At 67.5% G+C, this 24,969-nt stretch carries 20 protein-coding genes and 1 pseudogene; 15 read left to right on the top strand and 6 right to left on the bottom strand.

Annotated features, from left to right (window positions below; translation table 11 throughout):
- The first annotated feature begins 122 nt into the window (after window positions 1–122).
- A complete protein-coding gene (locus tag ACGFY5_RS42320) occupies window positions 123–3,866 on the top strand; it encodes a hypothetical protein (RefSeq protein ID WP_392730300.1) in 3,744 nt (1,247 codons plus the stop codon).
- 183 nt (window positions 3,867–4,049) lie between these two features.
- Here ACGFY5_RS42320 and xerC read toward each other — a convergent pair whose 3' ends face one another.
- Window positions 4,050–5,153 carry a tyrosine recombinase XerC gene (gene xerC, locus ACGFY5_RS42315; protein WP_392730298.1) on the bottom strand — a complete coding sequence of 368 codons (1,104 nt, stop codon included), beginning with the start codon at window positions 5,151–5,153 and terminating at the stop codon, window positions 4,050–4,052.
- Window positions 5,154–5,537: 384 nt separating this feature from the next.
- Between xerC and ACGFY5_RS42310 the strand changes: the two genes are divergently transcribed.
- The 3 genes and pseudogenes from ACGFY5_RS42310 (at window position 5,538) to ACGFY5_RS42300 (ending at window position 8,778) form a co-directional block, all read left to right on the top strand.
- Window positions 5,538–5,888, top strand: coding sequence for a tyrosine-type recombinase/integrase (locus ACGFY5_RS42310; RefSeq protein ID WP_392730296.1), 351 nt, complete (start codon window positions 5,538–5,540; stop codon window positions 5,886–5,888).
- 178 nt (window positions 5,889–6,066) lie between these two features.
- The gene (locus ACGFY5_RS42305) at window positions 6,067–6,345 is read left to right on the top strand and encodes a helix-turn-helix domain-containing protein (protein WP_392730408.1); all 279 of its coding nucleotides are present in this window, start codon (window positions 6,067–6,069) and stop codon (window positions 6,343–6,345) included.
- Between the two features lie 1,107 nt (window positions 6,346–7,452).
- Window positions 7,453–8,778 (top strand): annotated as a pseudogene (locus ACGFY5_RS42300) (replication initiator).
- Window positions 8,779–9,235: 457 nt separating this feature from the next.
- Here the strand turns inward: ACGFY5_RS42300 and ACGFY5_RS42295 are convergent.
- The 3 genes from ACGFY5_RS42295 to ACGFY5_RS42285 are packed head-to-tail and all read right to left on the bottom strand — an operon-like array spanning window position 9,236 to window position 11,939.
- Window positions 9,236–10,132 carry an alpha/beta hydrolase family protein gene (locus ACGFY5_RS42295; protein ID WP_392730294.1) on the bottom strand — a complete coding sequence of 299 codons (897 nt, stop codon included), beginning with the start codon at window positions 10,130–10,132 and terminating at the stop codon, window positions 9,236–9,238.
- Window positions 10,132–11,151, bottom strand: a complete 1,020-nt coding sequence (locus ACGFY5_RS42290; protein ID WP_392730291.1) for an amidohydrolase family protein — start codon at window positions 11,149–11,151, stop codon at window positions 10,132–10,134. Before ACGFY5_RS42290 ends, ACGFY5_RS42295 begins: the two co-directional genes overlap by 1 nt.
- Entirely contained in the window at window positions 11,148–11,939 is a 792-nt protein-coding gene (locus tag ACGFY5_RS42285) for an alpha/beta fold hydrolase (RefSeq protein WP_392730289.1), read from the bottom strand. The genes ACGFY5_RS42290 and ACGFY5_RS42285 overlap by 4 nt, the downstream gene beginning before the upstream one ends.
- Window positions 11,940–12,050: 111 nt before the next feature.
- Here ACGFY5_RS42285 and ACGFY5_RS42280 point away from each other — a divergent pair, with 111 nt between their 5' ends.
- The 11 genes from ACGFY5_RS42280 (at window position 12,051) to ACGFY5_RS42230 (ending at window position 23,929) form a co-directional block, all read left to right on the top strand.
- A complete protein-coding gene (locus tag ACGFY5_RS42280; RefSeq protein WP_392730288.1) occupies window positions 12,051–12,617 on the top strand; it encodes a TetR/AcrR family transcriptional regulator in 567 nt (188 codons plus the stop codon).
- 151 nt (window positions 12,618–12,768) lie between these two features.
- On the top strand, window positions 12,769–14,082 hold the full coding sequence (locus ACGFY5_RS42275) for an MFS transporter (RefSeq protein WP_392730287.1): 1,314 nt from the start codon (window positions 12,769–12,771) through the stop codon (window positions 14,080–14,082).
- Window positions 14,079–15,119, top strand: a complete 1,041-nt coding sequence (locus ACGFY5_RS42270) for a cupin domain-containing protein (RefSeq protein WP_392730285.1) — start codon at window positions 14,079–14,081, stop codon at window positions 15,117–15,119. The genes ACGFY5_RS42275 and ACGFY5_RS42270 overlap by 4 nt, the downstream gene beginning before the upstream one ends.
- Window positions 15,116–15,985, top strand: a complete 870-nt coding sequence (locus ACGFY5_RS42265; RefSeq protein ID WP_392730283.1) for a fumarylacetoacetate hydrolase family protein — start codon at window positions 15,116–15,118, stop codon at window positions 15,983–15,985. Before ACGFY5_RS42270 ends, ACGFY5_RS42265 begins: the two co-directional genes overlap by 4 nt.
- 30 nt (window positions 15,986–16,015) lie before the next feature.
- The gene (locus ACGFY5_RS42260) at window positions 16,016–16,867 is read left to right on the top strand and encodes a fumarylacetoacetate hydrolase family protein (protein WP_392730280.1); all 852 of its coding nucleotides are present in this window, start codon (window positions 16,016–16,018) and stop codon (window positions 16,865–16,867) included.
- 1 nt (window position 16,868) lies between these two features.
- Window positions 16,869–17,783 (top strand): VOC family protein, encoded by a 915-nt coding sequence (locus tag ACGFY5_RS42255; protein WP_392730277.1) that lies wholly within the window; start codon window positions 16,869–16,871, stop codon window positions 17,781–17,783.
- Between the two features lie 25 nt (window positions 17,784–17,808).
- A complete protein-coding gene (locus tag ACGFY5_RS42250; protein WP_392730276.1) occupies window positions 17,809–19,098 on the top strand; it encodes an acyl-CoA dehydrogenase family protein in 1,290 nt (429 codons plus the stop codon).
- Window positions 19,098–20,234 carry a flavin reductase gene (locus ACGFY5_RS42245; protein ID WP_392730273.1) on the top strand — a complete coding sequence of 379 codons (1,137 nt, stop codon included), beginning with the start codon at window positions 19,098–19,100 and terminating at the stop codon, window positions 20,232–20,234. Before ACGFY5_RS42250 ends, ACGFY5_RS42245 begins: the two co-directional genes overlap by 1 nt.
- A 232-nt stretch (window positions 20,235–20,466) precedes the next feature.
- A complete protein-coding gene (locus tag ACGFY5_RS42240) occupies window positions 20,467–22,071 on the top strand; it encodes a flavin-containing monooxygenase (protein WP_392730271.1) in 1,605 nt (534 codons plus the stop codon).
- Between the two features lie 373 nt (window positions 22,072–22,444).
- Window positions 22,445–23,005, top strand: coding sequence for a TetR/AcrR family transcriptional regulator (locus ACGFY5_RS42235; protein WP_392730269.1), 561 nt, complete (start codon window positions 22,445–22,447; stop codon window positions 23,003–23,005).
- A gap of 24 nt (window positions 23,006–23,029) precedes the next feature.
- A complete protein-coding gene (locus ACGFY5_RS42230) occupies window positions 23,030–23,929 on the top strand; it encodes an NADP-dependent oxidoreductase (protein WP_392730268.1) in 900 nt (299 codons plus the stop codon).
- Window positions 23,930–24,060: 131 nt separating this feature from the next.
- Here ACGFY5_RS42230 and ACGFY5_RS42225 read toward each other — a convergent pair whose 3' ends face one another.
- Window positions 24,061–24,207, bottom strand: coding sequence for a hypothetical protein (locus ACGFY5_RS42225; RefSeq protein ID WP_392730266.1), 147 nt, complete (start codon window positions 24,205–24,207; stop codon window positions 24,061–24,063).
- A gap of 77 nt (window positions 24,208–24,284) precedes the next feature.
- Window positions 24,285–24,923 (bottom strand): TetR/AcrR family transcriptional regulator, encoded by a 639-nt coding sequence (locus ACGFY5_RS42220; RefSeq protein WP_392730265.1) that lies wholly within the window; start codon window positions 24,921–24,923, stop codon window positions 24,285–24,287.
- Window positions 24,924–24,969: the final 46 nt, after the last annotated feature.

Genomic DNA, 24,969 nt, shown 5'->3' with positions numbered 1-24,969 from the left:
CTTGGCAATCCGCCGATCGAGGATCTCGTACCTACCGTCGGACCTCGGCGCAGCGAACTAAGATGAGACAACTGGCGACAAGGGGGACGGAACATATGGCGCCGAGCGGCGGCCTGCCCCACTTGGCGGGCGCCAGTGAGCTTGAGCGCTGGGCTGATACGCGATCCGCGCAAGCTGACCTCCCCATCCTCGTGCGCCGGCTCGTGCGGGCTGAGAATGATCAGGTTCAGCGCGTCGAGATGCGCGGCGGGGAGGGCGTCGGGCTGCCCGGTTACGACGGGTTCGTTGAAGCCACACGATCAACTCCGTTCGTACCGGACGGGTTGAGCGTGTGGGAGATGGGCGTCGGCGGCGACCCTGAGAAAAAGGCCCAGAGCGACTACCGCGCGCGGACGGACAACCCGAGCGGCATCGACAGGGCCACCACGACCTTTGTATTTGTTACCCCCAGGCGCTGGGATAAGAAGAAGGACTGGGAGCAGCGGCGGCGCGATGAGCAGGTGTGGCGCGACGTCCGGGTACTCGACGCCGACGACCTTGAGCAAGCTCTGGAGGTCTCCCCGGCGGTTCAGATCTGGGTTTCCGAGTTGCTCGGCATGGATCCGCTCGGTGCAACCTCGATCGAGGACTGGTGGGATCGGTTCTCGCAGGGCTTCAGGCCGAAACTGACCAGCTCGGTCGTGCTTGCGGGACGTGAGGACCAAGCTGCAGCGCTCACACGTAGGCTGGCCGACGAGGTCGGACAAACCTTCATCCGCGCAGCTAGCGTCGACGACGGGCTCGCGTTCGCGGCGTGCTCAATGATGATGATGGGGCCGGAAAATTCCGAGCAGATGCTGGCGAAGTCGCTCCTCGTTCATGATGGCCTCACGTTCAGGCGATTGGAACGCACGTCAAGCCTGCTAATTCTCCTGCCGTATGAGGAACACCTCCAAAGAGACGCCCATCTAATCGGAAATCACCATGTCGTATTCGTGATCACCGATGGTGATGGGGACGTCGACGTCGATCTTCCGTCGCTGGATCACCTGGTTCTTCGCTCGGCCCTGAAAGATGCAGGAGTACCTGACACCGATCTTGACCGCTACATGAGAGCGGGGAACAAGAGTCTGGTCGCGTTGCGAAGGGTTTCTACTCAATCACGCGACCCCAAGGCGTGGAGCACCGACCTTGCGCGCCGGCCGATCCGCCGTGCTTGGCTCGCTGGAGCGTGGAGTGGGACGCGCAGCGGCGATGCCGAGACGATGCAAACTCTCACGGAGACTGACGGAGATGACTTTGAAGAGAGCCTGACGGCCGCAGTCCGGCAACCCGATCCTCTCTTCACGAAGGTTGGGGCCACCTGGGCCGTTGCATCGCCGGAAGATTCGTGGCGGGTGGCTCGGCAGTTCATCTCGGACCGCGACCTCCACGCGCTTGAGCGCGCGGTGCAGACAGTCTTGGGTGCGGTCGATCCTCGTCTGGAACTCCCGGCCGAGGATCGTTGGCTCGCGAACATACACGGCAAAAGTCGAATTCACTCCAGTGATCTCCGGAAGGGACTTGGCCGTTCGTTGGCGCTGCTAGGAGCCTACGGGGATGAGCTATGGCTGTCCTCCGGCAGAAGCGCTCGCCAATGGACTGAGCGTGTCGCGTGGAACCTGTTTGAGCGTGCAGTTAAGGACGACTCGGCCCAGCTATGGACGTCCATGGAGGATGTCCTGCCGCTGTTGGCCGAGGCTGCGCCCGATCACTTTTTGCGCGCTTTGTCGCAGAGCGCCACGGGCGCCGATCCACTTGCGGGAAAGCTCTTCCAGGACGGCGATGAGCATTGGAATTCGGGAAGTCCGCACACTGGATTCCTTTGGGCTCTAGAGGGCCTTGCATGGTCTGAGCAGTACATGGGCTATGCCGCGGAGGTGCTGGCTCAGCTCGCGGAAATCGACCCGGGGGGGAGGCTCAGTAATCGCCCTTCGGCCAGTCTCGAAGCGATTTTTAGGCCCTGGTATCCACAGACCTCAGCCCCGCTAGCAACACGCGTACAGACGCTTGACGCCCTCGCCCGGCGTCATACCGACGTCGCTTGGGATCTGTTGCTTGAGTTGATTCCTGATCATTCGGGAATCGCCCTTCAAAGCCATCGCCCTGAGTTTCGCGCATGGGGCGGCCCAAGCGAGCCGAGCGTCCCTCGCGCGGAATTTGTTGAAATGGTCAGGTCGGTTTGTGATCGGGTGTTTAGCCTTGCGATGGATCAGCCGAGTCGTTGGGTTTCTGTCCTGCCGAAGCTGGGCCGTATGCCGCCAGAGGCCCGGCAGGCGGCTCTGGACAACCTCCAGACTCTGGATCCTGCGAGCCTGGATAACGATGTCAGACTGGCTCTTTGGGCAGAGATCGATCGTCTCGTACGGCGGTACCGAGAGCATCCAGGGGCGGGAGGGCCCTTGGATGACCATGAACTCGCTGCTCTTGCTAACTTCCGGGAGCAGGTGAAGCCCGACCGGCCGAGCGACGTTCATCGGTGGCTGTTCGACGATTGGCGACCGAGCATAGGAGTTTCTCTTTCGAATAACCCAGAGGCGTATGAAGCCTCGCTGGAGGCTGCCCGCCGGCAGGCCATCCGGGAGGTTTACGACGCAGAAGGCTGGGATGCAGTCGTTGCATTGGCAGGAACCGTGGAACTGCCCTGGGCAGTGGGGTTCTCGCTAGCACACGTCAATGATGCCAACGATACTCTCGCGCTCAGTCTTCTTGAGAGTCCGGATCGATCACAGGCGCAGTTCGCTGAGGGATACGCTCGGGCTCGCCTTAGTGGTGATCTCGACCGAATTCGTGGGTGGGTCGAGCGATTCGCGGATCATCCGGTTCTTCAAGCTCGGCTCCTTCAATTGAGCGATGACGTTGAAGGGGCATGGCGTGAGCTGACGGAGTATGGACCTGAAGTCGACTCGGTTTACTGGTCGGAATTCGTACCTTATGGGCGAGGGTCGGATTTTCCGTTGGTCAATGAGGTCTCGCGTCGGTTGATAGAGCACGGTCGAGTTGCGATGGCTCTTCATGCGCTGAGCATGTATGTGGCAAACCGCGATGACGTTGATGTCGATCTGATCGTCGATGCCTTGGAAAAGTTCGCTTCAATCGATGAACCAGAATCTGCGCGCGTCTCTGACTACGAGATCTCGCAGCTCCTAGAATACCTAAAGGAAAGGGGTATGGAAGACGAAAGAATTGCGCTGTTGGAATGGAGATATCTTTCCCTGCTACGCGACGACTCTCGAACGTTGGCGCTTGAGCGCCTCCTTGCTCGGAGTCCAGCAACCTTTGTGGAGATGGTAAAACTCGTCTTCAGAGGCCGTAACGATGATGCAGACCGTGAACCACGGGACGCCGATCGGACACTCGCGTCGAACGCGTATCGGCTTCTTAGCAATTGGAGGATTGTCCCCGGCAGGCGCGAAGACGGGATTGTGGACGGCGACTTCCTCAGTGGATGGATCGAGGAGGCTCGACGACTGCTTGCTGACGCTGATCGCGTTGAGGTCGGAGAACTCCAAATCGGCGAAGTCTTGGCGCATGCGCCAGAGGATCCAGATGGGACCTTTCCCGCTCTTCCAGTCCGCGACGTTCTCGAATCAGCTCCGAGCGACCGCCTGGAGCGCGGTTTCAGTATCGGCCTCTTCAACCGGCGGGGCGTCACCTCGCGAGGTTTGACTGAAGGTGGCCAGCAGGAATACGACTTGGCCGCCAAGTACGAATCGTGGGCAAGCGCTGTGCAAGCCACGCATCCTCGGACCGCATCGGCGCTCCGGGACGTGGGCGAGCAGTATCAAGAAGAAGGTCGCCGCAACGATGACGAGGTGAGGCGCTACCTAGAGGGCCTCGACCTCTAGCGCGGCACCTATGCCCGTGAGTGCAAGGAAGATGCCGTCCTAGCGTTGGTAACCGTAGGGGAGGAAGGTCGCTAGCCCCATCGGCAGCCCTCGTTAGCACCGTCCAGATCGACCGACCGGGCAGGAAGCCGTCTCGCTTGTAACTTTTCCGCTTTGGGAGTCCGCCGACGCAATGCAGCGCCCTTACCCGCCCATATAGCGGTCCTGGGTCATGCTCGGGTTCTGCTGTCCTAGCTGATCGGCTGCGGCTCGCGCCGACAGCCCAGCCTTGTCCATCTCGGTCGCCACGGTCTTCCGCCCAACGAGGTGCGACGTTAGCCAGTCGAACCCCGCATCATCAAACGCCTGCCGCAGGTCTGCCTGCGTGTTCGACGGATCCCTTAGCCCACCCTTCGGTGCCGTGAACACCGGCCTCTGACCAGTCGGATCATCTGCATCCCGGTACCGGCGCTTGAGCATCTCCAGCGCCCAGCTCGGCAACGTCAGCGTCCGGTACCCAGCCTTGGTCTTCGGCTTCGGCTGGATCACCAGCCCTTGCCCCTTGACCCGGATCACCGTCCCGCGGACCTCGATCGTGCCGGCCGTCAGGTCCACCGCGTCCCACACGATCGCCGACGCCTCGCCGATCCGCAGGCCGGTCGCTAACAGGATGTCGATGACGTCCAGCAGGTCCCGCCGAATCGCCTTGTCGTCGTAGGTCAACCACGCCCGAAGCTGCCGCCCCTCGGCAACCGTTAGCGCCCGAGGCAACCGCTCCGGCTTGGTCGAGATCGCTGCAGCGTCCCGCACCGGGTTGCGATCAATCGCATCGTGTCGGGCCGCGAACCCGCACATCCCCGACAACACGGAGCGGCACATCTTCGCCGTCGATGCCCCGTGCTTGGACTCGATCGTGGTCAGGAACCGGTCGATGGTCGAGAGCCGGCCGAGTTCACGGATCGCCAGCCCACCCAGCCCGGGAATCACCTGGATGTCGAGCCGATCGCGGTAGGCGCGCTTGGTGTTCAGCGCCTTGTCGCTCTTCTCCACCACGGCGTACCAGCGCTCAGCGAGCACGGACACCTTCGTCTCGGCGGTCAGCTCCTCGTCCGAAGCGACGAACCGACCACGGTCCCGTAGAGCCTTGCCAAGGGCCTGCTCTGCGGCGCCCTTCGTCTTACCCTTCCGCGCCACCGACCGGGTCCGCCCGTCGTAATCCCGGTACAGCGTCCGGGCCTGCCAGCCGCCCTCGACCCGATACCAGCGGAACTTCCCGTGCGTCCCGACCTCTAACGACGGCCGCCCCATGACCACACCCCGGAATCGGCGGACACTTTAGTGACATCTTACGATGCCAAATCGTTCCCGACAGCGACTTAACACAACAATGTGGATAGAGTATCGGTGCAGCTAGAGGCCATCAACGCCCAACAATGACGAACCATGAATTCAGCGGACGACCTAATCCGCGGGTTCTGGGTTCGATCCCCAGGCGGCCCACCCGCTAGCAGGTCAGAGGGGTGTAGATCCCCGGACGACCTTGCCCCCTGGTTGTACCTCCTACTTACCCCCCGGAGAACTCGGTATCCAGGGGGTAGCCGCTCCCAAGGGCAAGGGGCTGATGATCATGCCTGAGCCGAAGTCAGAGGCCGGGTACCGGACGCGCTGGTTCTGCCTGGTTGGGCAGTCGCGATGCTAAAAGGCCGGCTGCGCGACGCAACGGACGCGGCTGGGAATGACGTGGCGTTCCCGGCGGTCATGGGCGGGCTCCGCGATCCGTCGAACACGGCGGCGGATCTGCGGGACGCGTTGAATGACGTGGGCTTCGACTGGGTGCCGTCGCACGTCTTCCGCAAGACGGTGGCGACGCTGATGGACCGTACGGGCCTCGGTGCGCGGGCGGCGGCTGATCAGCTCGGGCACGCGAAGGTGTCGATGACGCAGGACAACTACTACGGCCGGAACGTGGCGGACACGGATGCGGCTGCGGTGCTCGAAGCGCTGGCTCCTACGGCGGCGGCTGGCGCCCCGTCAACAGCGTAACGCCCTAATCGCGGTGGTCGGATTGAGCTCGGACCTGGGACAGTGAACCTTCACCGGTCGGCGTCCGTGCTTCTTCCGTTGCGGCATTGATCGCCGCTCGGGGTTGACGATCCCCCGACACTGAATAGCATTGTTGCTTCCGCGCTGGTCGCGTGCTCACACACCTTTCTTCGCTTTTGTGTGGTGGTCGCGGCCTGGTCGTGATCGCCGATTCGGCATCCGACTTCAGCGGGAGGTAAGTATCAAGGCAAATACGGAATGGCTCACGGTCGAGGATCGCGCGGCGGAATTGCGAGTCCCGAAAGCAACGGTATACAAGTGGCGGTCGATCAAGTACGGTCTGCGTGCTGCGCGGGTCGGAAAGTATCTGCGCTATCTGCGCTATCTGCGCTATCTACGCTATCGGCGTGACGACGTCGACACGTGGTTGGCGACCTGCCTAGACGACGCTGCCTGAGTCCGGCGGGGTACTCCTCGCGCGACGCCTACTCGTCGCCGGGCCTCATGGGCGCCGATGGTTGGGGCGGAGAAGGACTGTCAAGGCGCAGCGCAACGCCAACACGGCAAGCTCGTAGCACTTCGGCTACGAGCTTGCCGTGTTGGCGTTGTGACCGGCTTGACCGGCCTTCGGAGCCCCAGACACCCGGTCCCATGAGGTGCCTGGCGACCGGTCAGCCGACCTACGCGGCCACCCCTGACACCTCGTCACGTCGAAGTGGTGCCACGACAGTCCGCGTTGCGACGGTGCCGCCAGTACAGCCGATCTGCTGTAGATAATGCCCTTTGCAGTCTCGACTAATCGTCCGGGCTGCGTCTGCGTCGCCGCTTCGCACGCGCCGCCCGATTAATCGAACGGCTCGGACTGCCACCACGATCGTTCTCTACGAGATCAGCGAAGCCTGGAAGAAGCGCCTTCCGCTGAGCAGGCGTGGCGCCCTTGAAGACCATTTCCGCAATGCGTAGATCCCGACGACACTCGATCCATCTGATGAGGACGTGGCGGAGTCCAAGAGCCGCTAGCCCAGAGCCGAGCGCAGCGATAATGGGAACGCACGTCTGCGCTATTACAGCTATTCGATCCACCGGTCCGGAGCCCTTCTTGCTCTCGGACTGATCGAGCCGGGCACACGGAGCTCAGCTAGACCAGTCCAATTTCGACTGACCAAGCTGAGCCGGTCCAGCATCCGAACTCAGTTACTACCAATACTGCGATCCTGCAGTGCCTAGCCGGGGGCGAACCGGATCGGTTCCCTCAACCCGTATAAAGCGGGCACGACTCTTCGGTGGGCTCCGGCAGCCTGTCGCTCCCTCTGGTGCTGGCCAGAAGCTGACTGACGGTTGCTCAGAGCATATCGAATGCCTGCAAGGTTGATGGGCTTCTCGGCGGCAAAGGCGAAGCGGTGCGCGCCGCTGGCCGGGCCGAGGGTGCGGCGGCGGGACAGCCACGGCGGCCGTAGGGCGCCCTTGAGAGAACTGTAAGGAACGTTTCATCAATCCTCCGATTCCGGCGCTGGCCGGTCCGGGTGGCTGGTCGCGCGCTGCGCGGAAGGGACGCGGGTAGGAGATGAACGACGGTGAGGTAAGGGACTGGGCCGCGGAACTAGCGGCGGGTGGGTTGTCGTGGGACGTCCTCTCGTCCATCGTCGCCTGGGGCCGGTCCGGTGGTCTGCCGGACCTGATGGACCAGGTGTCTGCGGTCGGGGGCTGCGCGCGGCCGATCCGGCTGGCTGGAACAGTGCGGTCGTACTCGGCAGCGACCGGCGAACTGGTGAGCGAGTACGAGACGAGCGCTCGACCGGTCGGCGGTCTGCTGGCGGCGTGCGGGTCGCGGCACGCGAGCGTGTGTCCTCCGTGCGCCCGGCGGTGGCGCGGGGATACGTGGTGACTGGTGTACGCCGGAATGGCCGGCGGCAAGGGTCGGCCGGCGTCGGTGCGGACGCACCCTCGGGTGTTCCTGACGCTGACTGCTCCGTCCTTTGGTCCCGTGCACACTCAGCGGGTCGACGCGAGTGGACGGCCGCGTGCGTGTCGTCCTCGCCGGAGCTGGCCGGTCTGCAGTCACGGTGAACCGGCGCGGTGCGGTCTGCGGCACCCGGAGGGCGACCCGGCGCTCGGTGCGCCGCTCTGCGCGGGTTGCTACGACTGGCCGGGACTGGTCGTGTGGAACGCGCACGCGGGTGCGCTGTGGACGCGGTGGAGCGTTCAGGTCGGGCGGGAACTGGGACGGCTGACCGGTCTTCCGGCGTCGGCGGTGCGGGCGGCAGTCAAGGTGGAGTCCACGCGGGTGGCGGAGATGCAAGCGCGGGGCGCGGTCCATCTGCACGCGATCGTGGGTGCGGACTCCGGACGTGATCCGGACGCCTTACCCCCGGAGTGGCTGACGTCCGAGCTGCTGGCATTAGCCGTCACGGGTGCAGCACGGCGAATCGCGCTCGACGTCGACGTCTCCGGGGTTGGTGAATGGACGCTGCGGTTCGGTGAGCAACTCGACGCGCACCCGATCCCGGCCGGGGCCGGCGATGCCGAGGAACGGCGGCTGGCCTCGTATCTGGCCAAGTACGTCACGAAGTCCACGGCGCCTGGGCTGGACCGTCCGATCGGCGGACGGGGCGAGATTCGGCTTCTCGGGCTCCCAATGTATCTGCGGGCGCTCGTCGGGACGGCCTGGCGAATGGGCGGCATGCCGGAACCGGCGGACTGGAGGCTGCGGCGGTGGGCACACCAGTTCGGCTATCGGGGTCCGGTGGCGACTCGGTCACGGAGATACTCGGCGAGTCTGGCGGCGTTGCACGCTGACAGGGTGGAGTACCGGCGGGAGTATGCGCGGCGGCTGGGCCGTGAGGAGCAGGAGCACCACGAGTCGGACGGCGAGGGGTTCGACGCCGCGTGACGGGTGGAGGGCTGCCAGCGTCCGGGAGCGTTGATTCACGAACGCTGGCAGCCTCACGAGCGGACCGCCGTGCTGGGGGTACTGAGGGCGTCCGGGAACCTTCAGCCGGTAGGCGGTCCACCTTCCTGACGCCTCAGCGGGCGGTGGCGGCAGGAAGTTGGATGCGGGTCATTTGATCTCGCCTCGCTCGTGAGCGTCGTACTCGGCCGCGCCTGCTCTGTAGTAGGCGATTTGTTCGGCGAGGAGAGCCTTGTCGTTCATCTGTGTTCCTTGTCGGCGCTCGGTCGGCGGCGAGCTTTCGGCTCGTCGGCCCCGGTTGACGGGAACGATGCTCGCCCTTCACCGTAGGAGAGGGTCAAGCGCGCGTTGCTTCGTCGAGAAGAAGTCTGACCAGCGAGGAACGGTCGACCCCGAGTGGCCGATCGAGAGCTCGCCGGACGCTTCGCTCGTCCGAGGCCTACTTGGAGTCGAGGCGGCCGAGCGGGTGCGCGTCGCCGACTAGCGACTTCCGCACGGCGGCCCAGTCGTCCTCCGTTACCTCGAGCGCGTGCCGCAGATAGGCCAGCGTCACCCGCTGGACGAGGGCGACTCGCTCGGGGTTCTCGTCAGTCGTCTCGGTGACCTCGTACCCGGAGATCCCGCCCAGGAAGTGCTCGGCCCCGAACAGCGTCAGCAGGCTCTTGGGGCCAGGGCTTAGGTGGTACGGCTCGGTGGTCCACTCGGGGCCGAGCACGGTGAGCGGCGACTGGTCCTTGTCCCCGGCGACGACGAGCGCCGGGGCGCGCAGGTGCGCGAAGTCGGCGTCCAGGTACGGAAGGTGTTCGCGGGCGAAATCGCTCAGCGCGTCGCCGCCGCGCCCGGCGGTCGCGAGCAGCACTCCGGCGCTGATGCGTGGATCCGAGAGGTCGGCGTCCTCGCCGGCCGGGGGGCGCACCCGCAGCCCCAACAGGCTGCCGGACGTCTGGCCGCCGAACGAGTGCCCGGCCGCGGCGATCCGGCTGCGGTCCACGCGTCCGGGCAGGCCGGGTACGGCGTTCTCAAGCTCGTCGAGGTGGTCGAGCACGCGCTTCACGTCGTCGATCCGCTGTCGCCAGATCGTCGGCGTACGCGGGTCGTCGTGGGCCAGCCCGAGCGTCTTCGAGTCCAGGTACGTCGGTTGGACGACCACGAAGCCGCGCGCGGCCCAGTAGTCGGTCAGCGGGCCGTAGCCCTCCAGCGAGGAGCCGAAACCGTGTGAGAACACAACGATCGGCAGTTCGGTTCCCGCTGCGGGCGCGGAGATCTTCACCTGGAGGTCGTCGCCGCGCTCGGGAGCGGCCAGCACGACCGGCTTGACGGAGAGAACGGGTTCCATCAGGGGGTCTCCTTCGAGAGCTTGAGCAACCGCTCGGCGTTGGTGTGGCCGAGTTTCGTGCGGTCCGCGGCGGACAACGGAGCCGTCTCGACGAACTCCCGGGCGCCGCCCGCGCCGCCGAAGTGCCCCTTCATGCCGCGGTAGGGGTCGTCGTCGCCGAACATGACCCGGTCCGGCCCGAGGACGTCGACGGCGGCGGTGAGCATCCGATGGCTGAGCACGCCGCCCGCGGTTACGTGGACGTTGTTCGTGAGGTACTCGATCACCCGTCGCTGCAGCGTCGGGTTGTCCTCGCTGAGCAGGTCGGCGCGGTCGGCGAACGGCACGAGGAGCTCGCCCCACCGCCCCAGCACGATCTGCAGGGTGGGGTGCCGGTCGAACGTTCCGGCGATGATGAGGCGGAGCGCAGCCAGCCCGGCGTCAACGTGCCAGCCCCAGCCTCCGGTGCCGAGGTTCAGGTTCGTCCAGTCGTCGAAACCGCTGTAGGACGCGCGCCGAACCGCCTCGGGCGGCTGGCCGGGGTGGAGGTACAGCGGCACGCCGAGCTCCGAGGCGGCCTCGAACACCGGCCGGAACGACTCGTGGTCGAGGTACCGGACGTCCTGAGTCAGCGGTACGAGTTGGGCGCCGACCATCCCGAGCTGCCGGACGCAGCGCTCGAGTTCGGAAGCCGCGGCCTCCGGGTCGGGTGTGGGCAGCGTCGCGAAGGCCGCGAACCGGTCCGGGTGCCGGCGGACGGCGTCGGCGAGGAAGTCGTTCGCGTCGCGGGCCAGCGGCACGGCTTCCGCGGCGGCCAGCGGCTGGGTGCCGGGCGTGGTGATCGAGAGGATTTCCATGTCGACGCCGGCCGCGTCCATGCGCGCGAGCCGCTCGTCGCCGACTTCGCGCAGTTTGGAGTCGGTCTGCGGCCGGCTGCTGAGCAGGTTCACGGTGTCGTCGCCGCCGTACCGCAGGAGGGCGTCGCGCAGCTCAGCGGTCCAGGCGTGTTCTTCGACGCCGATGATTCGGGAAACGGTCATGCGCCGAGGCACTCCTCGACGGCTCTCGCCAGCACCGCCGGCGCGGTGCGGTAACCGAAATGGCCTTGCCCGGCCAGCACGACTCTGCGCAGCTCCGGAAGGACGCCACGCAGGGCGCCCTCCCGGTCGGCCGGGAGAACCGGACTCCGGTCTCCGACCAGCAGCCAGGTCGGGCCGGTGGTTCCGGCCAGGTCGCCGGGCCGCCAGGTGAGCTGATCCAAAAGCCGCAGTTCGTCGGGGAACGCGTCGACGGTCTGGATCATCCGCGTCCACAGCGGCGACTCCGCGAACGCGGTGACGGCGTCGTCGGGGAGGCCGATGACCTTCTCGAGGATCGTCCGCACCGCGGCCTCCCGATCGTCGGTCGCGAGCAGCCGCCGGATCTCGGGGATGTGGCCCCCGCTGACCGGCCCGTCGACCGAGTGCCGCGGTTCGTAGACGAGGATCGGGCCGGGGAAGCGGTCGCGCGCCGCGAAACTCAGGACGCAGCCACCGCCGAAGCTGTGCCCCAGGAGCGCTGCTCCCGGGCCCGCCAGTGCCACCACGGCGGCAAGGTCGTCGACCTCGGCGTCGATCGCGAACCCGGTCGACGCGTACGGGCTCGACGCGCGACCGCGCCGGTCGTAGACGTAGACGGTGCGAGTGCCGGCGAGTTCGTGAGCGACCGGCAGCCAGTCCACCGCCGCGGCGAACGAGCCGTGGCAGATGACGAGCGGCGGTCCGACGCCCACCCGCGTGTAGCCGATCGCCGTGCCGTCGAGTGACTCGACCGTTCCGGACTCGCTCACCTGACCGCTCCTTCGCTCTCGAATACGAGTTAAGAGAAGCACCCGCGACGCCGAGGTGTCAACGGTCGTGGCCGGTACGCGCTCGCTAGACTCCGGGGGCCATCTGGCCGAGTGAAGAGGGACCCGACGTTGCCGAGGAACCGCGCCCAGATCCCACGCGAGGAGCGCCGGGCCGATCTCATCGCCTCAGCTACCGAGGTACTGATCACCCGTGGTTACGAAGGCGCCACGATGGATGACATCAGCAAGGCCGCCGGGGTCACGCGGGCGAGCGTCTACTGGTACTTCAAGTCCAAGGACGACGTCTTCGCGGTGGTCATGCGTCAGCTGCTGGGCCGGCAATTCCGGGCCCTGGCCGAGGAGAATGCCGACCTCGACCCGCTCGACCGGCTGACCCGCGGCTTGGTCAACATGCGTTCCTACCGGTCGTTGCACCAGGCCATGCACGACCGGCTCATGCACCACGACGGTGTGCGCGAAGCCCACGACCTGTGGCTGGACTGGCTGCGTGACCAGGTACGTCAGGTGCTTGACGACCGCGGTGCCGACACGGACCGCGACCTGATCGCGCACCTGATCGAGGCGGTCTTCGAGGCGGTGCATCTCCCGATGGAACACCGCCGGCCGCCGCACGAAATGATCCGCTTCATCCTGGCTCTGCCGACCGAGCGGTCGTAGCTTTCTCAACCCTGGTTCTTGACGTCGATCTCTTGCGGTCTTTATCTTGACTGTGGTTTAAGAGCTTCCCCCGCTCGGTGTTCCCGAGTCGGACGTGCCGCCGCAGCAGTGATCGCCCTCGGCGATCCGCTCGTGCCCAGGAAGGCCATCGATGTCCACCAACGCAGCACGCACCGCCGCCGTCTCCGGCTTCTTCGGGACGACGCTGGAGTACTACGACTTCCTCATCTACGGAACGGCCGCGGCCCTGTACTTCGGCCCCGTCTTCTTCCCCGACAACTCCTACGACACCCTGTTAGCCCTCGGCAGCATCGGAGTCGCGTACGCCGCCCGCCCGTTCGGGGCCGTGATCTGGGGCCACCTCGGCGACCGGATCGGCCGCAAGAAGGTCTTGCTGGCGATCCTGCTGACGATGGGCGTCGCCACGTTCCTGGTGGGGTGCCTTCCCGGCGCCGACGTACTCGGCGCGGCGGCTCCGGTGCTGCTCATCGCGTTGCGGCTGGTGCAGGGCATCTCGGCGGGCGGCGAGCAGGCCGGGTCGGCGCTGCTCGCCCTGGAGCACTCCCCGGACGACCGCCGAGGGTTTTACACCAGCTGGACGCAGGCCGGTTCGCAGTTCGGCAACTTCCTGGCGTTCGTGATCTTCGTGCCGCTGGCCGGAGTTCTGAGCGACGACGCGATGACGAGCTGGGGGTGGCGGATCCCGTTCTGGGCGAGCGCGGTCGTCGTCCTGCTCACGTTCGTCCTGCGCCGCAGACTCACCGAACCGGAGACCTACCGGCAGCTGGAGCGCGAAGGGCTGGCCCGCAAAGCGCCGCTAGCGATCGTGCTGCGTGACCACCGCGCCGCGGTCGTGAGGATCGTCCTGGCGTCGATCTGCATCGCCCCGGCCGGTCTCGTCTACATCTTCGGTCTCGCCTACGGCACCAAGCAGGTCGGGCTGGACAAGTCCGGGCTGCTCAACCTGGTCGCGCTCGCGAGTCTGGCGATGATGGTGACCCAGCCGCTGTTCGGCCTTCTCTCGGACCGGATCGGTCGCAAACCGGTGTTCATCGCCGGCGTGATCGGGTCGGCGGTGACCGTCCCGGCCTATCTCCACGCGCTGCACGACGGCGACTGGGTGCAGATCTATCTGTTCGGCCTGCTGCTGATGGGCGTGTTCGCGTCGATGAGCGCGGGCGTCCTACTGGTCACGTTCCTGGAGATGTTCCCGGCTGAGATCCGGTTCAGCGGGATGGCCGTCAGCTTCACCACCGGCATCGTGGTGACCGGCTTCATCCCGGCGATCACCCAGTCGATGGTGCAGGGCGACGCCGACGCCTGGCCGTCGATCGCGTGGCTCTTCGCCGGGTTCATGCTGATCGCGGCGCTGGCCATGCTCACCGCCCAGGAGACATTCCGGACACCTACCGAGGAACTGGGCCGCGTGCGGACCGCCGAGTCGCTCCCGGCGATGGCCCGATGAACTCCGACTCCGACCTGGCGGCGCTCTACGCCGGGCTCGAGGCCGCCGACCTGCAGCCACTCTGGACGATCACCGACGAGTTGTTGACGCCCGAACCCCGGCCGGCGGCGGTGCCGTGGTTGTGGCCAGCGTCGACGATGAAGCCGTTGGCCCGCGAGGCGATCCGGCTCGTCCCGGTGGAACGCGGCGGCGAGCGACGGGTGCTGGCGCTCGCCAACCCGGGCCTCGGCGGCCGGCCGTACGCGGTCGGCACGCTGTGGGGTGCGCTCCAGTGCCTCGGGCCGCGTGAGGTCGCCCCGGCCCACCGGCACACCCCGAGCGCGATCCGCTTCGTACTCGAGGGCGCGGGCGTCTGGACCACGGTCGACGGCGACGCCTGCGACATGGGGCCGGGCGACCTGGTGCTCACGCCGTCGATGCAGTGGCACGACCACACCAACGCCGGGGACTCCGAGATGTTCTGGTTCGACGGCCTGGACCTGCCGATCGTGCAGGCGCTGGACGGCGTGTTCTTCGAGCCCTGGCCGGGGCCGGGTTCGTCGCAGTCGCCGGCCACCGAGCACAACCGCTCCGAAACGCGCTACCGCGCCCGCTACACCGACGGGTCGGTCACCGACGCGTTGAGCGCGCAGCCGTCCGACCTGCTGATCTACCGCTGGGCCGAGACCGACGCGCAACTGGAGCGCCTCGCCCGCGCGAGCGACGACGCACTGATCGCGGTCGAGTACACCGACCCGCGCACCGGGGCGAGCGTCCTTCCGACGCTGGGCTGCGCCGTGCATCGCGTCCGCGGTCGCAGCGCACCGGTGCGGCGGGCCGGCAACGCGGTCTACGTCGTCTTCCGCGGTGCGGGGGAGAGCGTCGTCGGCGGGCGGCGCTTCGCCTGGGAGCCGGGCGACATGTTCGCGGTCCCGTCGTGGGCCGCTGTCGAGCACGCCTCCGACGGTGCCGACCTGTTCGTGCTGTCCGACGAACCGGTGCTCCGTGCGCTGGGCCTGAACCGTCGGCAGATCGTCGTCGAAGGAGCCCTCCCGTGAAACTCGCCCTGTTCGACGACAACCGGCTCGGCGTGGTCGTTCCCGGGGACGCGATCATCGACGTGACCGGCGCGCTGCCGTGGCCGCACGACCCCGATCCGCTGACCGCCGGCTGGTGGCGGGCACTGTGCCGGGACTTCGCGCGCGTCCGGCCGGCGCTGGAGCGGGCTGCCCGGGACGGGGTCGGCCGGCCGCTGGGCGACGTCATGCTCCGCGCACCGGTGCTCGGGCCGTCGAAGATCCTGGCCGCCGCCTCCAACTACCGCGAGCACGTGACCGAGATGCACACCGTGCAGGAGCGGACGCTCGGCCGGGTCGAACCCTGGATGTTGGAGTTCGACGTGTTCCTCAAGGCGCCGTCGTCCGTCGTCGGGCCGGGTGCCGACGTCGTCCTGCCTCCCGCAGTCGTGACCGCCGGGCAGGAGATCCACCACGAGTCCGAGCTCGTGATCGTAATCGGGTCGGGCGGCAAAGACATTCCGGCCGACGCGGCGCTGGAGCACGTCCTCGGCTTCACCGCGGGCCTGGACGTCACCGTGCGGAGCCCCGCCGACCGCTCGCGCCGCAAAAGCTACGACTCGTTCAGCCCGGTCGGCCCCTGGATCGCCACCCGCGACGAGGTCGGCGACGGATCCGGTCTCGACATCGTGCTGACGTGCGACGGCGATGTACGGCAGTCGGTCTGCACTGATGACCTGCTGGTACCGGTCGCGGGGATCGTCGCGTACGCGTCGTCGGTGATGACGCTCGAGCCCGGTGACCTTCTGTTCACCGGCGCTCCGCCCGGTGTGGGGCCGGTCCGGAGCGGCGAAAAGCTCCACCTGGAGATCAGCCGGATCGGAGGCATGGATGTCGGCGTCGTCTGAAGCTACGAACACCGCGCGGAGGAGATCGACATGAAGCTCGCGAACGTCGCCGGCCGGGCCACCGTGCTCGTGTCGGACGTCGAGGGAATCGATGTGGAGAAGGCGAGCGACGGGGTGTTCGGGCCCGACCTGCCGTCGATCTACGCGGACTGGGAGGCGTTCCGCTCCTGGGCTAGCTCGGCGTCCACTCGTTCGACCGTGCCGGTGCCGCGCGACGAGCTGGCCGCTCCCTCGCCGGAACCGCGGCAGATCCTCGCGATCGGGTTGAACTACGCAGAGCACGCCGCCGAGTCCGGCTTCGACGTGCCCGACACGCTGCCGCCGACGTTCACGAAGTTCGTCAGCGCGCTGAGCGGCCCCGACACGACCGTCGCGCTTCCCGACGGCGGCCGGACCGACTGGGAGGTCGAGCTCGTCGTCGTGATCGGGCGCACCGCGCGCCGCATTCCGTCGGCCGACGCCTGGGCGCACGTCGCCGGAGTGACCGTGGGCCAGGACCTGTCGGAGCGGATCACGCAGACCTCCGGTCCGGCCGCCCAGTTCAGCCTCGGCAAGTCGTTCGCCGGCTTCGCTCCGACCGGGCCGTGGCTGGTGACGCCGGACGAACTGCCGAACCGCGACGACCTGGCGCTCGGCGGCCGTGTCAACGGGGAGACCGTGCAGGACGGGCGGACGCGCGACCTGATCTTCCCGGTGCCCGCGCTGATCTCGGCGCTGTCGCACGTCGTGACGTTGTACCCGGGCGACCTGATCTTCACCGGCACACCCGCCGGCGTCGGACACGGCCGGACGCCACCGCGCTACCTCGCGCTGGGCGACCGGCTCGACAGCTGGATCGAGGGCGTCGGCGAGCTGCACCAGAAGTTCACCGGGGCGGCCTGACATGGCGTTGCACGGACTGACGGGCGTCACGATCGGGGTGCCGAACGTGAACGCGACGGTCGGCTATTACGCCGAGTTCGGCCTGGAGCACCTCGGCGGCGGCGCGTTCGCGACCCGGGACGGCGGCGAGCAATTGCGGATCGTGGCCGCCCGCACCCGCCGTCTGGTGGAGCTGGGGATCGGCTGCGACGACGCGGACGACGTGGCGCGCATCGGGTCGCGGCTCGACCGGCTGGGCACGCCCTGGACCGTTGCCGGGACGGTGGTCTCGGCGGTCGAGCCGGTCACCGGCGTTCTTGCGCGGATCTCGGTCGCGCCCCGACTCGCGCCGGAGCGGGTGCCCGCGACGCCGTACAACGGACCCGGGCGAATCGACCGGCACGGCCGGGCGCCCGGTATCCGACGCGTGACACCGGTGCGGCCGAAGAAGCTCGGCCACGCGGTCGTGGGCACGGTCGATCTCCGGGCGACGACGGCGTTCTTCGTCGACGGGCTCGGCTTCCAGGTGAGCGACTACATCGGCGACAAGGGTGCGTTCCTGCGCTGCTCGAACGACCACCACAACGTGCTGGCGCTCGCCGCACCGGTCAACTTCCTGCACCACACTAGCTGGCAGGTCGACGACGTCGACGACGTCGGCCGCGGCGCGAAAGCGATGCTGGAGGCCGATCCGGCCCGCCACGTCTGGGGCCTCGGACGCCACCACGCCGGGTCCAACTTCTTTTGGTACCTGAAGGATCCGGCCGGAAATTTTTCCGAGTACTACGCCGACATGGACTGCATCCCCGAGGGCGAACTGTGGACCCCGGAGGTGTTCGAAGGAGCCCAGGGGCTCTTCAACTGGGGGCCGCCCCCTCCGCCGTCCTTCCTCGCGCCGGACGACCTCGCCGAACTCATGACCGGTCAGCACGCCTGACCGCTATTTCCGCTGGGAGAACACCATGAGCACTACCGTCAGCGACGTCTACCAGTCGATGGCCGTCGGCAGCGACGTACCGTCGACGCTCGACCCCGACCCGTTCGTTTTCGGCCTGCCGGCCCGCCCGGAAAGCTCGTCGGAGCGGGACCGGCTCGTCGCCGTCGCGGCCTCGTTGCGGCCGCTGCTCGCCGAGAACGCCGCGGTGGCCGACCGCGACCGGCGGGTACCCGAGCCCGTCATCACCGCGTTGGCCGACGCCGGCCTCTTCCGACTGACCGTGCCGAAACGCTACGGCGGCCACCAGGCCGACGTCCGGACGATCATCGACGTCGCCGCGACGCTGGCCGAGAGCTGCGGGTCGACGGCCTGGGTCGTCACCTTGATCAACACGGTCGGTATCGCCGTCGGGATGCTGCCCGAGCAGGCGCAGGACGAGGTGTTCGGGACGAACCCCGAGGCGCGCGTCGCCGGGGTCTTCGCTCCCCGGGGCCAATCGCGCCGCGAAGAGGGGGGCTTCCGGGTGAGCGGGGAGTGGTACTACGGCTCCGGATCGCTGCACGCGGACTGGGTGATGGTCGGGTTCCCCCTGGTCGACGACGCGGGTGAGACGGTCGACTTCGGACTCGGGCTGATTCCCCGGGCCGACTACGAGATCAAGGACACCTGGTTCGTCGTCGGTATGCGGGGGTCGGGGAGCAACGCGATCGTCGTCGACGACGTCTTCGTTCCCGATCACCGCATCCTGCCGGTCGGCGCGGCGATCGACGGCCGGTTCCCGACCGAGTTCGCGGACGAGGCGCTCTACCATTCGGCCTTCCACCCGGCCTTCACGCTCGTGCTGACCGGTGCGCAGCTGGGGATGGGCCGCGCCGCCCTCAAACTCGTGGCCGCGCTCGCCGACAAACGCACGATCGCCAACACGGTCTACACGCGGCAGCGCGACTCGGTCGGCTTCCAACTGCAGATCGCCGACGCGGCGGCGCTGATCGACACCGCGCACCTGCACGTCTACCGGGCCGCGCAGGACATCGACGACGCCGCGCGACGCGGCGAGAACCCGAGCTACCGCCTGCGGGCGCGCCTCCGCTCGGATGCCGCGCGGGCGGCGACGTGCATCAAAGACGCGCTGGACCTCCTGATCACCGCGCACGGCGCCGGGAGCTTCGCCGAGTCCAGCCCGATCCAGCGGATGTGGCGGGACTCGAACATCGCGCTGCGGCACGGCACGCTCGTCCCGCCCGCGACCCGGGAGATCTACGGCAAGGCGTTGCTCGGATTCTCGCTCGACGAGAACATCACGAAGCTGCTGTGATGGCTTCCCCAACCGTGCTGCCGAACGCCGGCCACTTCCGCCGCGTACTCGGCCACCACCCGACCGGAGTCTGCGTCGTCGCCGCGCTCGGTGCGGACGGGACGCCGCTCGGCATGACGGCGGGCTCGTTCACCTCGGTCTCGCTCGACCCACCGCTGGTGGCCTTCTTCCCGCAGGCCGGGTCGCGGGTCCTCGCGGCGATCACCGAGGTCGGCCGGTTCGCGGTGAACTTCCTGGCCGGCGATCAGCTGGAGTTGTGCCGCCGGTTCGCCTCGCGGGACGACGACAAGTTCCGCGCGGTCGAGTGGCGCACCTCGCCACTGGGATCGCCGGTGCTGGCCGACGCACCGGCCTGGATCGACTGCCGGCTCGACCGGGTGCTGGAGATCGGCGATCATCTGATGGTGGTCGGAGCGGTCGACACGCTCGACGTCGAGCGCTCGGTCGCGCCGCTGATTTTTCTGCAGGGCGCCTTCGGGAGTTTCACGGCGTTGTCGATGGTCGCCGAAGCCGACGACGATTTGGGCGTTCATCTGCGGCTGGCGGATCTCGCCCGGCCGAGACTGGAGGAGATCGCCGCGCGCTTCGGCGTGCACACGGCCGCGGGTGCGCTTGTCGACCAGCAGGTCATTCAGCTCGCCTGGGCCGGTGCCGAGCTCGACACCAATCTGGTCGGTCTGCGACTCCCGTTCATGGCACCGTTCGGGCCGGTGTTCGCCGCCTGGGGAACCGAGGAGGTCCGCGACGAATGGCTGCGGGTTCCAGGGGTGCAGGAGGTGCTTCGCCGGGAACTGGCCGCCGCGCGCGAGCGGGGGTGGGCGGCCGTTCCGGACCACCCCGCGGTCCGGGAGATCGAGGCGAGCATCGCCCGGGTCGCGGCGGACGGGCGTCGGTCCGCGTCGGTCCGCGAGCTCGAGACCCGGATCGCCGGGTTCGTCCGGCAGTACGCCGCCCTCTCCCGGGACCGCCCCCGCGGTGTCTCGGTACCGGTGTTCGACCGCGCCGGGCGGGTGGTGCTCGCATTGACCGCCCAGCGTCTGCCGGCGATGGAACCCGGGCGGCTGCACGACTGTCTGCACACGCTCGTCGCCGCCGGCGAGCAGCTCACCGGCGCCCTCCAAGCATCGGCCCGCTAGGCGTCACGATGACGTTGTCCGGCGATGTCTCTTCACGTCCGACTACGGGATCGCTCGCGTCGATCCGACGGGGCGGAAGGTCAGATCGTCCAGAGGGTCGGTTCTACCCCGCCCGCTGGCTGCTGCGCGATGTCCACGTCGAGGGGCAACAGATCGCTTGACGGCACGCCGCGAGTAAAAACCACACTGTCGGGTGTACTTTTGGCGCCATGTCATCGGAAAGGTGCGTGGGATGAACAGGACGGTGGACGCCGTCGTCGTCGGTGCCGGAATCGCCGGCCTGTACGCCTTGCACAAGCTTCGCGGAGCGGGCTTGGCCGTCCGAGTGTTCGAGACCGGTGATGGTGTCGGCGGCACCTGGTATTGGAACCGCTACCCCGGCGCCCGGTGCGACGTGCAGAGCATGGATTACAGCTTTTCCTTCGACCGGGACCTGGAGCAGGACTGGGAGTGGACCGAGAAGTACCCGACGCAGGAGGAACTTCGACGCTATCTCGACCACGTCGCCGACCGTTTCGACTTACGTCGCGACGTCCAGCTCGGAAGTCGCGTGACCGAGGCCGTCTACGTGGAGGATGCGCAGCGCTGGCTGGTGCGAACCGATCGTGGCGACGAGGTGACCGCGCAGTACGTCATCATGGCGACCGGCTGCCTTTCGGCGTCGAAGCTTCCCGAGGTGCCCGGCCTGGAGAGCTACACCGGCCGCTGGTACCACACGGCGCACTGGCCCGAGGAGGGCGTGGACTTCACCGGGCAGCGCGTCGGGGTGATCGGCACCGGCTCGTCCGGCGTACACGTGATTCCGCTGATCGCGCAGCAAGCCGCCGAGCTGACCGTCTTCCAGCGCACACCGAATTTCGTGATCCCGGCCAACAACCACCCGATCGATCCGGAGCACCAGCGGTCGGTGAAGGCAGACTACGAGCGTTTCCGCCAGGCCAACCGCGAGTCGGGATTCGGAGTCGTGTTTCCCCCGGCGACGAAGTCAGCGCTGGAGGTCGACGCGAAGGAACGCACCGCGCACTTCGATCGCAACTGGTACGGCCCCGACAATCATCCGGTCGGCCTGGTCGCCGGCTACACGGACCTGATGACGAACGAAGAAGCCAACGACACGGTGGCTCAATACGTGCGGGACCGAATCGCCGAGATCGTCGAAGATCCGGAGGTGGCCGCCACGCTGCAGCCCGTGGACCATCCGCTCGGCACCAAGCGGCCGTGCGTGGGCACCGGCTACTACGACACCTTCAATCTGCCGCACGTCAGTCTCGTCGACGTACGTAAGACCCCGATCGCCGCGATCACGACGTCCGGGGTACGCACGTCGGAACGGGAACACGCGTTCGACTCGATCGTCTTCGCCACCGGCTTCGATGCGATGACCGGTGCGCTGTCACGCATCGACATCCGCGGACGGGGTGGCCTGGCACTGACCGACAAGTGGGCCGACGGCCCGCGTACGTACCTCGGTGTCGCGGTTGCCGGCTTCCCGAATCTGTTCACGATCACCGGGCCCGGCAGCCCCTCGGTGCTGTCCAACATGGTTGTCTCGATCGAACAGCACGTCGAGTGGGTCGCCGACGTCATCACGGCGCTACTCGAGCGCGGCGCGTCGACGTTCGAGGCCACTCTGGAGGCCGAGGACGCCTGGACACAGCACGTCGCCGACGTCGGCCGCATGACGCTCTATCCCACCGCCGACTCCTACTACATGGGCTCGAACGTGCCCGGCAAGCCCCGCGTCTTCCTTCCCTACGCGGGCGGTGTCGGGCCATTCCGGAAAAAGTGTGAGGAGGTGGCCGCGAACGGCTACGAAGGATTCGCTATCTCCACGTAGAACCCCGAGCCGGTGATCACATCATCGGCGGCCAAGGCGTCGCGTAGTGCGCGCCGGAACGGCCAATCGTGCGGATTTCTTCGCGGTGCCGCCGGCGCTGGTTGCGGTGCTCAGGACCTGGAGCAAGAATTCGGCGCCCTGCCCGGCGCTGACCTTGACGTGAACGGCGTCGTGAACAACACCGGATAGATTCGATCCAGCGGTCTTTGAGAGCAGTCGGTCATCTCCCTGCGGAGTGGGCTTCGCGACATGGTGCTGTGGCGGCAGAGCGGTTGCTGCTACTTTCGATACGAAACGGCATCGTATCGAAACTAGCGGGATGGTGAGAGCCTTGGATTCTCCGAAGCCCGAAGGCACGAGTCGGTCCCCGGCCGTGGGACGGCCGCGAGACTCCAGCCGTGATCGGGTCATCCTTGATGCGACGCTGTCGTTGCTGATCGAGGCGGGGTACGACCAGCTCTCGATCGAGGAGGTTGCGAGCCGATCCGGCGCAGCTAAGACGACGATCTACCGCCGGTATCCCCACAAGGCTGCGCTGGTCGCCGCCGCGGTCGAGCACCGCGTGCCCGCCACACCCCCGCGACCCAGCGGAAGGAATCTCCGAGAGAGCCTGCTTTCCCAGGTGACGTGGCTCGCGCGGAGCATCGCAGAGCAGGAGACGGGGCTGCTCGGAGCCCTGTTCTCCGGCATGCGCAACGACGCGCGGCTCGCCCACGAGATGCGACGGATATTGCGGCGCGACCAAGCCGCAATGACGGACGGGTTCGTTCGCCACGCGGACGAGCAACTGGCGCCCGGCGCAGCGACGCTCTTCTCCGAGGTCGCCCCAGCGGTAATCGTGCACCGCATCGTGGTCGCGGGCGAGCCGTGCGACGCCGCCTTCATAGCGCACCTCGTCGACGACATCCTGATCCCGCTCCTGCGCCCGGCCTGACCACTTACAACACCGGAGAAGATCATGAAAGCAGTGCGCTACGACCGTTTCACGGGCATCAGCGGGATCTACCTCGCCGAGCTACCCGAACCCATGCCCGGCTCTGGCGAAGTAGTCGTGCGAGTCGAGGCCAGCGCGCTCAACCCTGGAGCGCTCTCGGCGCTGCACGGCAGCTCGTACACGCCGGGCCGCGACCTCGCCGGCGAAGTCGTCGCGATCGGCGCCGACGTGGACAGCTTCGCCGTCGGTGACGCAGTTCTCGGCTGGTTGCAGAGCTGGGACGCCCACGCCCAGCTCGTCGCCGTCCCCGCAGTTCAGCTCGTCAGCAAGCCCCGTGCCCTCCCCTGGGACGTGGCCGGCTCGCTTTATACGACGCCGATGGCCGGCCTCGGTGCCATCCGGGCGGTCGAACCCCAGCCGGGGGAGACTCTCGTAATCTCCGGCGCATCCGGTGGCGTCGGATTCACTGCCGCCCAGCTCGCCCTCCGTGCGGGCGCGAGGGTGATCGGCCTGACCAGCGCCACGCATTTCCCGCTACTGCAGCACCATGGCATCGAACCCGTCCAGTACGGCGACGGTGAGCGGGACCGGATTCGCGCCGCGGCCGACCGAGTCGATGCGTTCATCGATGCGGTCGGCGGTGGCTACCTCGACCTGGCCCTCGACCTCGGCGTTCCGACTGGCCGCATCGATACCGTCGTCGACTATCGCGGAGCGAAGGAGAAGGGCGTCAAAGCCCTCGGGACGACCGACGCCGGTGGCACCCCGGCGCTGGCCGAGCTGGCCTCCCTCGCTGCTGCCGGCGACCTGCACATCCCTATCGCCGCGGCCTACCCCTTGACCGCTGTACAAGACGCCTACCAGGCCTTGACCGACCGCAAAGCCCACGGGCGCATCGTGCTGCACCCCCAAGACCTCGATTGACCCACCCACCGCACACCCAGCTTTGGCTCGGCTGGGCGTGCATCTGATGGCATTCAGGACCGGCCGGCTTCCCGGTCGACCGGTGCCGGCGCGCTGGCCGGTCGGCGCGCCGCGGCCAGAGACCGTGTCGATCAGCAGCGCGGCGCCACCACGGCAGCACCGAGGACCGCGCTGGCCGGCACGTCGTGCGAGTAGTGGACGCTGGCCACGACGCGCGGCACCGCAGCGAGGGCGCTCAGCGGCAACATCACCGCCGCGAGCCGGGGCCGCGAGATCACCAGGCCGACCGCGAGCCGGGACAGAACCCGGCCCGATGGCCGTTGCCGGCATTCGGACGCTCGAACCGGCCTCGGAATCAGTTCTCCGGGCGGTCGAGGGGAGACGGGTCCGCACCTGAAGTGACCAGCCGGATGAGAGTCCGTGCGGCCGTCGTCGCCGCCCCGACGATCTCGTCGTCTGCGATGTCGGTGTCGGCGGCGGCCGCGACGGCGGCGTTGATGCTCAGGATCGACATGCGCACCAGCAGTGTGTCGGCGGGCGTCGGGGACGGCAGCAGGGCGACCAGCTCGTCGGCGAGCGCCGTCAGATTGGAGCCGACACTATCCTCCTCGGCGCCTTCCATCGTGCGCGCGATGAGGGGGTTGGCCGCCATGAAACGGATCCCGTGCAGCTTGTCGGTGGAGAGGGATTCCACCCAGCGCAGGACCGCAGTCTCGAGCAGCCGAGGGCTCCTCGGCTGTTCGCGAACCCACGCCACCAGGGCCTCCGCCTCCGTGGCGCGGTCGGAGAACAGCGACCGCAGGATCGCCTCTTTACTCGGGAAGTGGTAGTACAGCGACGATTTCGTGATGCCCAGTTCCTCCGCGATCTGGCGCAGAGAGGTCGCCTCGTACCCCTGCTTGGTGAACAACTCCAGGGCGACGCGCTGGGCTTGCCGCCGTGTGTGGTCGCCACCTCGTCGAACGATCACTCGCTCCTGGTTGTCCGTACCCATGCTCGTTAGCCTACCGGCCGGCCGGGTGGCTTGACGCTAACCGGCC

This window comes from Cryptosporangium sp. NPDC048952 (assembly GCF_043197895.1).
Classification (GTDB): domain Bacteria; phylum Actinomycetota; class Actinomycetes; order Mycobacteriales; family Cryptosporangiaceae; genus Cryptosporangium.
This window is presented reverse-complemented; position numbering and strand designations above follow the sequence as displayed.